This is a genomic window from Candidatus Methylomirabilota bacterium (genome assembly GCA_035315345.1).
Classification (GTDB): domain Bacteria; phylum Methylomirabilota; class Methylomirabilia; order Rokubacteriales; family CSP1-6; genus CAMLFJ01.
The window spans coordinates 23,349-34,374 of the sequence record DATFYA010000118.1 but is presented as its reverse complement, the minus strand read 5'-3'; the positions used below and the strand labels follow the sequence as shown (position 1 = coordinate 34,374).

Here is an 11,026-nt window from a genome sequence, read left to right as displayed (position 1 = left end):
CGTCGGTGTCGGTGAAGAAGACGATCCGCGACATGGTCTCGGGCGAGGACGGCGGCAAGCCGCTCTCCGACCAGGAGATCGCCCAGGCGCTGCAGGGGCAGGGGCTCACCATCGCGCGGCGCACCGTCGCCAAGTACCGCGAGGAGCTGGGCATCCTGCCGTCGCATCAGAGGCGCCTGCAATCCAAGAAGCGCTGAGGGCCGCTCTCCATGCAGGTGATCATCAGCACCCGCGGGATGACCATCTCTCGCACCTACAAGGACGAGATCACCCGCAAGCTGTCCAAGCTGGAGCCGCTGCTGCCCGCGGTGGTGGAGACCCGAGCCATCCTCTCCAAGGAGAAGCACCGGCGCACCGCGGCCCTGACCGTGGTGGCGCGATCCCGCAGCTTCCACAGCCAGGAGACCTGCCCCGACCTCTCCGCCGCGGTGGATCGCGCGGTGCACGCGCTGCGGCGCCAGGTGCGCGAGACCAAGACCCGGCGCGCGCGCCGGGTGGCCCGCGGGTGAGCCGGCGGTGAGCGACGCGGCCCCGGTCGACCCGATCCGGTTCGTCATCGTCACCGGGCTGTCCGGGGCCGGGAAGAGCTACGCGATCAAGTGCCTCGAGGACCTGAGCTACTTCTGCGTGGACAACCTGCCGACCACCCTGATCCCGACCTTCGCCGAGCTGTGCGCGCACTCGAGCCGCGGCATCCAGGCCATCGCGCTGGGCGTCGACGTGCGCGAGGGCGAGTACCTGGCCAACATGGTCGAGACCATCGAGGAGCTGCGGGCCCGCGGCCACCGGGTGGACGTGCTCTTCCTGGAGGCCTCCGACGAGACGCTGGTGCGGCGCTACCACGAGACGCGGCGGCGCCATCCCCTGGCCGGCGAGGGCAACGTCATCGACGGGATCCGGGCCGAGCGCAAGGCGCTGGCTCACCTGCGCGAGATCGCCAACCGGGTCATCGACACCACGTCGCTGACCGTGCACCAGCTCAAGGACCAGATGGTGCACTCCTACGGCCCGCAGGGAACGAAGGGCGGCCTCACGGTGTCGCTGGTGTCGTTCGGCTTCAAGCACGGCGTGCCCTACGACGCGGACCTCGTCTTCGACGTGCGCTTCCTCCCCAACCCCCACTTCGTGGAGCGGCTGCGCGCGCTCGACGGCCGCGATCCCGCGGTCGAGGAGTTCGTGATGTCGTTCTCGGAGAGCCGGGAGCTGCTCGCGCGCCTCGAAGGCCTGCTGAAGTTCCTGCTGCCGCTGTACGAGCGCGAAGGGAAGGCCTATCTCACGGTGGCGATCGGCTGCACCGGCGGGCGCCACCGCTCGGTGCTGCTGGTGGAGGCGCTTCGCTCATTCCTGACGGGCCTCGGCCTGAGTCCCATCGTCAGGCACCGAGACCTGGACCGTGAGTGACCGGCCGCTCCACTTCCTGTTCGGCATCCACAATCACCAGCCGGTCGGCAACTTCGAGTCCGTCGTCGACGACGCGATCCGCCAGGCCTACCATCCATTTCTGAAAACGGTGGCGGACGCCGGCGGGGACCTGCGCCTGACCGTCCACTGCTCGGGCGGCCTGCTCGACGCCCTCAAGACGCGCGCCCGTCCCACCTTCGATCTGCTGGGTCGGCTCGCCGCCGACGGGCGCGTGGAGCTGCTGGGCGGGGGCTTCTACGAGCCGATCCTGGCGTTGCTGCCCGACTGGGACAAGGTCGGCCAGATCCAGGCCCTGCGCGAGTTCATCCGCGCGCACTTCGGCGTGACTCCGCGGGGGATGTGGCTCGCGGAGCGAATCTGGGAGCCGCACCTGCCGCGGCTGCTGCGCGAGGCGGGGGTCGAGTTCGTGCTGGTGGACGACTCGCACTTCGCGCTCGCCGGCCTCGATCCCGAGGCCCTGGGCGGCTACTACCTCACCGAGGAGCAGGGCGCCACGGTGGCGGTGTTCCCGATCAACCAGCGGCTGCGGTATCTGGTGCCCTTCGCCAACCCCGAGGAGAGCATCCGCTACCTGGAGAGCCGGCGCGCCGCCGGCGCGATCACCATGACCGACGACGGCGAGAAGTTCGGCGTCTGGCCGGGCACCGACAAGCTCGTGTACGGCGAGCGCTGGCTGACGCGCTTCTTCGAGGCGCTGCAGGCCGCTCCGTGGCTGCGCGTCTCCACCTTCTCGCGCTTCCTCGACGTCGAGCCGCCGGCGGGCCGCGTGTACCTGCCCACCGCGGCCTACACCGAGATGGGAGAATGGGCGCTGCCTCCGGCCGCGGGCGCCCAGCTCGACGACGCGCGCCACCGCCTGCTCGCGACGCCGGACGGCGAGCGGCTCGCCCGGCTCCTGCGCGGCGGCTTCTTCCGCAACTTCCTGGTGAAGTATCCGGAGATGGGTGACGCCTATTGGAAGATGCTCGGCCTCTCCCGCCGGGTGCACGAGGGCCTGCGGCGGCGCCCCCGCGACCGGCGCCTGCTCGCGGCGCGCGAGCGACTCTGGCAGGGACAGGCCAACGACGCCTACTGGCACGGCGTGTTCGGCGGCTGCTACCTGCCGCACCTGCGCCGGTCGGTGAAGACCTCGCTGATCGCGTGCGAGCGGCAGCTCGCGGCGCCGCGCTCGACACCGGACATCGAATGCCTCCACGCCGACGTGGACGGCGACGGCCACCCCGAGGTCGTCGTGCGCGGCGGGGCGCTGGGTTTGACCCTGCGCCCGGCCCGGGGCGGCTCGCTCACCGAGCTCACGTGGACGCAGGGGGAAGTCGACGTGGCCGACGTGCTCACCCGACGGCCGGAGGCGTACCACCGCAAGGTGGCGGATCGGCCGCGCGCGAACGAGGACGGCGAGGTGAAGACGATCCACTCGGCGCCCGAGGTGAAGGAGGCCGGGCTCACCTCGCTGCTCCGCTACGATCGCTTCCGGCGCGCCTCGCTGCTCGACGGGCTGTTCCCGCCCGAGGGCGAGCTGGATCCGCTCGAGCCGTGGGACGCGGCGCGCCGGGTGGTGGGGGAGCGGCTTCTCGCCCACGAGGTGGAGACCGCGCCTCGCGAGGTCGCGGTGCGCTGCTCGCTGCCGGACCTCGACGGCCTGCCGCTGGCCCTGGAGAAGTCGCTGCGCGTCGTGGCCGACGAGGCCGCGGTGACGGTGCGGTACCGGCTTCGCTGGAGCGGGGAGGAGCCGCTGGCGGCCCGCTGGGCGGTGCAGTGCAACCTCACGCTGAGCGCGGGCGAGGCGCCCGGCCGCTACTTTCGCGTCGACGGTCGCCCTTCGCTGGGCAGCCGGGGTCGTCTCGAGGGCGCGGGCGCGCTGGCGATGATCGATGAGTGGCTCGGCTGCGAGCTCGCGATCGAGTGCGACGCGCCCGCCGCGGTCGCGTGGGCGCCGGTCGAGACGGTCTCGCTCTCCGAGACCGGCTTCGAGCGCATCTATCAGGGCTCGGCCTTGCTCTTCGCGTGGCCGCTCGCGCTCGAGCCCGGGCAGGGCTGGGAGACGTCGCTGCGCGTGCGCGTGGGCCAAGTGTCCGCGGGCGCGACGGAATCCCGGGATTCCGCTTGAGAGGTCGGAGCGAGGCGTGCTAGTGTCTCGTATTCGCAGTTGACCGAATCACCAGCGAACGGAGGGTAAGACGGCATGGCGGGCGAGGAGTTTCTGTTCACCTCGGAGTCGGTGACCGAAGGACATCCGGACAAGATCGCCGACCAGATCTCGGACGCGGTGCTCGACGCGATCATCGCGCAGGACCCGACGGGTCGCGTGGCGTGCGAGTCGCTCCTCACCACCGGCCTCGTGGTCGTGGCCGGCGAGATCACGACCTCGTGCTACGTCGACATCCCCCGCGTCGCCCGCGAGACGATCCGCGAGGTCGGGTACACCCGCGCCAAGTACGGGTTCGACTTCGAGACCTGCGGGGTGATCACCGCGATCGACGAGCAGTCGGGCGACATCGCGATGGGAGTGGACAAGCTCGGCGCGGGCGACCAGGGCCTGATGTTCGGCTACGCCTGCACCGAGACCGAGGAGCTGATGCCGCTGCCCATCATGCTGGCCCACAAGCTCTGCCAGCGGCTGACCCACGTGCGCAAGACCGGCGCGCTCGGCTACCTGCGGCCGGACGGCAAGAGCCAGGTCACGGTGCGCTACGTCGACCACAAGCCGGTCGCGGTGGAGACGGTGGTCATCTCCACCCAGCACGGGCCGGACGCCGGGCTCTCGACGATCCGCGAGGACATGATCGAGCAGGTGGTGCTGCCGACGATCCCCAAGCACCTCATCGATCCCAGGGGCATCACCTACCACATCAACCCGACCGGACGCTTCGTCACCGGCGGGCCCATGGGCGACACCGGCCTCACCGGTCGCAAGATCATTGTCGACACCTACGGCGGCTCGTGCCCCCACGGCGGCGGCGCCTTCTCGGGCAAGGATCCGACGAAGGTGGACCGCTCGGCCTGCTACATGGCCCGCTACGTGGCCAAGAACCTCGTGGCCGCCGGCCTCGCCGAGCGCGCCCAGGTGCAGGTGGCCTACGCGATCGGCGTGGCGGATCCGGTCTCGATCATGGTCGAGACCTTCGGCACCGGCAAGGTGCCCAACCCCAAGCTCGAGCAGCTGATTCGCCGGCACTTCGACTTCACCCCGGCGGGCATCATCAAGCACCTCGACCTGCGCCGGCCCTTCTACAAGAAGACGGCGGCCTACGGGCACTTCGGACGCAGCGAGCCGGAGTTCGCGTGGGAGCGCACCGACCGGATCAAGGACCTGCGCGCGGACGCCGGGGTCTGAGACCCGGCGGCGGCGCCGCCCCCTCTCGATGATGAATCGCGACCTCATCCGTGTCCCGCCCGTCGTGATCGGCGGGACCCACTGGACCTAGGGCTCCAGGGGTTGGCACAGACGCCCCCGGGCGGTCGGGTCACGCCCCTGCGGCGGCCCCGGATGGGGCTGTGGGTCCTGCTGGGCTTCATCGCGCTCAGCCTGATCGGCCAGGCCGTCCCGCTCTACACGGACTGGCTGTGGTTCCAGGAGGTGGGCTTCACCAGCGTCTTCACCACCCGGCTGACGTTGAGCGGCTGGCTGTTCCTCGGGCTGGGGGCCGCGGTGTTCGTATTCCTGTTCGTCAACCTCTCGGTGGCCGCGCGCACCGCCCCGCCCGACGTGCTGTGGGAGCTCGAGGACCAGCTGGGCCTGCCGGGGCGTGCGATCCTGGAGCCGCTGGTCCGGCGGCTCCTCCTGCCGGTGATCGCGGTGATCGCCTTCTTCGCGGGCGCCCGGGCCACCGGCGCGTGGCCCACCGTGCTCGAGTACGTCAACCGCACGCCGTTCCAGCAGGCCGACCCGCTCTTCGGGCGCGACCTCGGCTTCTACTTCTTCGTGCTGCCGTTCTGGCGGCTCCTGTACGGCTGGGGCACCGCGCTGGTGGCGGGCACCCTGGTCCTGGTGGCCGCGGTGTACGTGCTGCAGCGAAGCCTCGTGCTCACCGCGCGCGGCCCGCGCCTGGCCGCGGGCGCCCGCACGCACCTGCTCGGGCTGGCCGCGCTGCTCCTGGTGCTGCGCGGGATCGGCTTCTGGCTCGACCGCTTCGATCTGCTCTTCTCGCCCCGCGGCCTCGTCTTCGGCGCCTCCTATACCGAGGTGCACGCCTCGCTGCCGGTGCTGCAGTGGCTGGTCGTGCTCGCCTTCCTCTGCGCGGCCGCGTGCGTGTTCCAGATGTTCCGCCCGGGCTGGCGCTTCCTGGTCGCGGGCCTGGTGGTGCTGGTGGTGCTGTGGGTGGCCGGCCTCGGGATCGCTCCGGCGCTGCTGCAGAGCTATCGGGTCAAGCCCAACGAGCTGGCCTTCGAGCGTCCCTACATCGAGAACAACATCCGGATGACGCGGCAGGCGTACGCGCTCGACCGGGTGATGGAGAAGGACTTCGCGGCCGAGGATAATCTCACCCCGGCGGTGCTCGATCGCAACAACCTCACCGTGAAGAACATCCGGCTGTGGGACCATCGGCCGCTGCTCGTCACCTACGGCAAGCTGCAGGAGATCCGCACCTACTACAAGTTCCGCGACGTGGACGTCGGGCGCTACACCCTGAACGGCGAGTATCGACAGGTGATGCTCTCGGCCCGCGAGCTCTCCTACCGCGACCTGCCGAGCCGCGGCTGGATCAACGAGCACCTGACCTACACCCACGGCTACGGGCTGGTCGCGAGCCCGGTCAACCGCATCACTCCCGAGGGCCTGCCGGACTTCTTCATCAAGGACATCCCGCCGTCGGTGAGCGGCGGCATTCCCAAGATCACCCGGCCCGAGATCTACTACGGCGAGATCGGCAACGAATACGTGTTCGTGCGCACCCGGTCCCAGGAGCTGGACTATCCCTCGGGCGACCAGAACGTCTACACGCGCTACGAGGGCAAGGGCGGCATCCCGGTCGACTCGTTCCTCCGCAAGGCGGCCTTCGCGGCCCGCTTCGGCGCGCTCAACGTCCTGCTGTCGAACGATCTCACCCCCGACAGCCGGGTGATGATCTACCGCGACGTGGCGGCGCGGGTGCAGGAGGCGGCCCCGTTCCTGAAGTTCGACCGCGACCCGTACGTGGTGATCACCGCGGACGGGCGGCTCATGTGGATGATCGACGGGTACACCACGAGCGACAGGTATCCGTACGCCACGCCGGTGCGCGGCTTCAACTACATCCGCAACTCGGTCAAGGCCACGGTGGACGCCTTCGACGGCACCGTGAGCTACTACGTCGCCGATCCCGAGGACCCGCTGATTCGCACGTACGCGCGGGCGTTTCCCGCGCTGTTCAAGCCGCTCGACCAGATGCCCAAGGACCTCCAGATCCACGTCCGCTACCCGGAGGACCTGTTCACGGTGCAGGCGCGGATGTACGCGACGTACCACATGCAGGATCCGCAGGTCTTCTACAACAAGGAGGACCTCTGGGTGCTGCCGCGCCTGCAGCAGGAGGGACGCGAGCGGGAGATGGAGCCGTACTTCACGGTGATGCGGCTGCCCGGAGAGCCTCGCGAGGAGTTCGTCCTCCTCTCCGGGTTCAACCCGAGCGGGCGCGACAACATGATCGCCCTCCTGGTGGCCCGCATGGATCCGCCCCAGTACGGGCGCCTCATCGCCTACGCGTTCCCGAAGCAGAAGCTCGTGTTCGGGCCGCGTAACATCCAGGCCCGGATCAACCAGGACCCGGTCATCTCCCAGCAGATCGCCCTGTGGAACCAGCAGGGCTCGCGCGTCATCACCGGCACCCTGCTGGCGATCCCCATCGAGCAGTCGCTGGTGTACGTGCAGCCGCTCTACCTGGCCGCGGCCGAGCAGGGGGCGCTCCCCGAGCTCCGCCGGGTGGTGGTCGCCTACGGCAACCAGATCGCGATGGAGCCGACCCTGGAAGCCGCGCTGGCCCGCGTGTTCGGCGGCCGCGTGCGCGGGGAGGAGTCGGCGGGCCGGCCGGTGGAGCGCGCTCCCTCGGGGCCGAGCCCCGCGGCCGGCGCCGCGATCATCGAGGGCGTCCAGCGCGCGTGGGAGGCGTGGCAGCGCGGGCAGGAGGCGCTGCGCAAGGGCGACTGGGCGGCCTACGGTCAGGAGCAGAAGCGGGTGGAGGAGGCCCTCCGTCAGCTGCAGGGAGGGCGCTAGGTCCGCGCGCTGAGGAAGAGCGCGGTGCCGATCCCGGCGAACACGATGTTGGCCGTCCACGCGGCCAGCGCCGCGGGCAGCAGGTCGGCCTGCGCGAAGGCGAGCGCGACCGAGTGCACGACCCAGTAGCCCGCCGCGATCACGATGGCCACTCCGATCCCCATGGCGCGGCCGCCGCTGCGCGGGGACACCAGCGCGAACGGGATCGCCACCAGCGCCATGATCACGTGCACCAGCGGGAACGAAAGCTTCGAGTAGAGCTGGACCAGGTAGCGGTTGACGCGGTGGCCGCCTTCCCGCAGGCGTGACACGTAGGCCCGCAGCTCGAGGAAGCTCATGGTGTCGGGCGCGTTCTGGACCTGGATGAAGTCGTCGATGTGCTCGGGCATCGCCACCAGGCGGGCGTCGAACATCTCCGAGGTCACCCGGTTTTGCGGGCCCACGTGGCGATAGACGCCGTCGGTGAGGCGCCAGCCCTCGGGCGTCCACTGGGCCAGGCGCGCGTCGAGGCGATCGATCAGCCGGAAGCCGGGGCTGATGTCGAGCACGAGCAGCCCCTCCATGGACTTGCCGACCGGATCGAGCAGGGCCATGCGGAAGAACCGCGTGTCCGACGACCGGTACCAGATCTGGGTCTGCCGCTGCAGGTGCCGCGGCAGCTGGCCGCGGATCTTCACCCGGTCCACCTCCTCGGCCTTGGCGTTGATGTCGGGCAGCGCCGCCTCCTGGAAGATCACCGCCATCACGCTGATGCCGGCCGCCACCAGGAAGATGGGCAGGCTCGCCCGGTAGAGGCTGATCCCGGCCGCCTTCAGCGCGTCCAGCTCGCGCTGCCGGGTGAGCGACAGGAACATGAACACCGTCGCGATCAGCACGATCATCGGAAGGCCCTTGTACAGCTCGCCGGGCATGCGGTAGAGGAAGTGCTCCAGGATCGTGGTGAACGGCGGCTTGGTGCGCAGGAAGCGGTCGAGGGTCTGCAGCAGGTCCACCACGCCGATGAGCACCAGGCCCACCAGGGTGCCGATGCCCAGGAAGAGCAGGTACTGGCGGATCAGGTAGCGGTCCATGATGAAGGTGGACTCGCGCGGTCCCGCGAAGCGCCCGAGCCGGCGCAGCTTCCGCTCCTCGACCGGCCGCACCACGCGGCCGGCCCGGCGCTGCTCCACCCGGGCCCAGAGCCGCCAGAACAGGTCGAGCGCGGCGGTGGGGGCGCCCACCACGCTCGCGCGAAGCAGGAGCGCGCCCATCACCGCCAGAATCGCGTTGGGGATCCACACCGCGACGCCGGCGGGGATCCGCCCGCGCAGGGCAAAGCCCTCCATCGAGTTGTACAGGATGTAGTAGCCGACCACGATCCCGAAGGAGAGGGCGAGCGCGGCCGCGCGGCCGCCGCGATGGGAGCGGATGCCGAGCGGGAAGCCGACCAGGGTGAAGACCAGCGCGGCCACCGGCAGGGCGAAGCGCTTGTGCAGCTCGACGTAGTACGGCGCGCTCGGCTGGCCTTCGCGGCGCAGCCGCTGTGCTTCCGCGAGGAGCTGACGCACCGGCATCTGCTTCTCGGGCTTCTCCTCGCGTGACACCGCGGCGATCGGCGAGTCCACCGGCAGGGTCATGTCGTACAGGCTGAAGTACGTCTGGCGGAAGCGCCGGCGGTCGCCCACGTCGGATTCGCTGATGGACCCGTCCAGGAAGCGCAGGGTGATGCGCCGCGTCGCCTCGTCGCTCAGGAGCCGGCCCTCGCGGGCCACGATGATCCGCGACTGCTCGGGGTTGCGCTCGTCGGAGACGAGCAGGCCCTTCAGGCGCACCTGGGAGGCGCTCACCTCGTCGACGTAGATCACGAACTGGCTGAAGGTGGCGCTGAAGGTGCGCTCCTTGATGCCGGTGGAGGCGCGCGACTGCAGGATGAGGAAGAGCTGGCGCTGGAAGGCTCCGCTCGACCACGGGCCCACCACCAGCGTGAGCCAGGCGATCAGCAGGGTGACCACGATGCCCACGGCGAGGAAGGGGCGGAAGAGCCGCAACGGGCTCACCCCCGACGCCTTCAGCGCCGCGACTTCGAGATCGCCGGCGAGACGGCCGCCCACCAGCAGCACCGCGACGAGCAAGGCCATCGGCAGGGTGAGGGCGAGGAAGGCGGGCAGCATGTAGGCGAGCAGCGGCATCACCAGCGCGAACGGCACGTTCTTGGTGATGACGAGGTCGGTGAGCTGAAAGATCCGGTCGATGACGAGGAAGAAGGTGAAGACGCCCACTCCGATGGCGAAGGGCGGACCCAGCTCCTTGATGACGTACCGGTCGAGGATGCGGGTCATGCCGCCCCATTGTACGCTAGCGCCATGACCGGGCGGCGAATCGGCGGGACGCTCGCGATCGCTCTGCTCCTCGCGCTCGCCCCGGCCCGCCTCGGCGCCGCGCCGGATCGGCTCGACCGCTTCCGCGCGGTCGCCCGCGAGCAGCTCGTGACCGCGACGGACGCCCCGGCCCGCGAGCGGGCGGTGCGCGATCTGTACGAGCTGGTCGACGCCGAGGTGCTCGACAGCCTACGCGGCGACGAGCCCTTCTCCTCGGTCGTGTTCATCCGCGAGCGGCTCGACGCCCTGATGGACGCCTGGGGCGGCGCGACCCTCCGCGTGGTCCGCATCCCCGCTGCGGGGCGCCGCGTCTCGGTGACGGTGGGACTCTACAGCCTCGTCGGCGTGGAGGGCTCCGGCTCGCTGCGCCTCTTCGTGGGCAGCGGCCGGGACGCTGCGCTCGCCGCCGCCTCCACGCACGACGGGCTCCTCGACGCGCAGGTGTGGCCGGCCGGGCCGGATCGGGTGGTGCGGGTGCTCGCGCTGTGGGGCGGCCCGCCGACCGCGCACGGGGTGCGCACGCTGCACGGCGAGCTGTGGCGGGCGCGCGAGCCGGATCGGGTGGAGCGCGCCTGGAGCACGGCGGAGGACGGGCTCACGGTCACCGAGTGGCGCACGCAGCCGGGTGAGCTGGTGGTGCGCTATCAGCCGCACTACCCGGGCTGGAAGCCGGGCTGCGCCGATCAGATGGAGCAGGAAGATCACTACCGGCTCGCCGCCGATGGCGGTCTCGCGGTGACCCGACGGCAGGTCACCAACACGTGGCGGCGCGATCTGGGCGTGGCGGCCGACGCGTTGTTCCGCGCCATCGAAAGCGCCGACGCGCGCGCGGTGGCGCGGCTCGTTCCCGCGGCGGCGGTGCGCGCGCGCCTGCCCGCGGTCCTCGTGGCCGAGCCGGTGTGCGAGCAGATCGGTCCGGCGGGCTCGCGCGGCCCGGTGACGATGGCCGCGACCGAGGTGCGAGACGGCCGTCGCGTCCCGTGGGCGCTGTCCTGGACGCGGAGTCCCGCGGGGTGGCGGGTGAGCGGCGCACGGCCCGTGTTAGAATGACGCGATA

At 70.7% G+C, this 11,026-nt stretch carries 8 protein-coding genes; 7 read left to right on the top strand and 1 reads right to left on the bottom strand.

The features are described from left to right. The 6 genes from VKN16_16505 to VKN16_16480 all read left to right on the top strand — a co-directional run. Window positions 1-197 (top strand): RNA polymerase sigma-54 factor (locus VKN16_16505; protein HME95809.1); only part of this gene is annotated, 197 nt, incomplete at its 5' end. Window positions 198-209: 12 nt separating this feature from the next. Further along, window positions 210-509: a ribosome-associated translation inhibitor RaiA gene (raiA, locus tag VKN16_16500; protein HME95808.1), complete on the top strand. Its 300-nt coding sequence runs from the start codon at window positions 210-212 to the stop codon at window positions 507-509. 7 nt (window positions 510-516) lie between these two features. Continuing rightward, entirely contained in the window at window positions 517-1,401 is an 885-nt protein-coding gene (gene rapZ, locus VKN16_16495) for an RNase adapter RapZ (protein HME95807.1), read from the top strand. Next, on the top strand, window positions 1,394-3,529 hold the full coding sequence (locus tag VKN16_16490; protein HME95806.1) for an alpha-amylase/4-alpha-glucanotransferase domain-containing protein: 2,136 nt from the start codon (window positions 1,394-1,396) through the stop codon (window positions 3,527-3,529). The genes rapZ and VKN16_16490 overlap by 8 nt, the downstream gene beginning before the upstream one ends. Window positions 3,530-3,604: 75 nt before the next feature. Beyond that, window positions 3,605-4,756, top strand: coding sequence for a methionine adenosyltransferase (metK, locus tag VKN16_16485; GenBank protein ID HME95805.1), 1,152 nt, complete (start codon window positions 3,605-3,607; stop codon window positions 4,754-4,756). A gap of 153 nt (window positions 4,757-4,909) precedes the next feature. Beyond that, complete coding sequence (locus VKN16_16480) at window positions 4,910-7,612, top strand: UPF0182 family protein (GenBank protein ID HME95804.1); 2,703 nt, start codon at window positions 4,910-4,912, stop codon at window positions 7,610-7,612. Here the strand turns inward: VKN16_16480 and lptG are convergent. Beyond that, window positions 7,609-9,930 (bottom strand): LPS export ABC transporter permease LptG, encoded by a 2,322-nt coding sequence (lptG, locus tag VKN16_16475; GenBank protein ID HME95803.1) that lies wholly within the window; start codon window positions 9,928-9,930, stop codon window positions 7,609-7,611. The genes VKN16_16480 and lptG overlap by 4 nt on opposite strands. A gap of 24 nt (window positions 9,931-9,954) precedes the next feature. Between lptG and VKN16_16470 the strand changes: the two genes are divergently transcribed. Next, window positions 9,955-11,019, top strand: coding sequence for a hypothetical protein (locus tag VKN16_16470; GenBank protein ID HME95802.1), 1,065 nt, complete (start codon window positions 9,955-9,957; stop codon window positions 11,017-11,019). Window positions 11,020-11,026 lie beyond the last annotated feature (7 nt).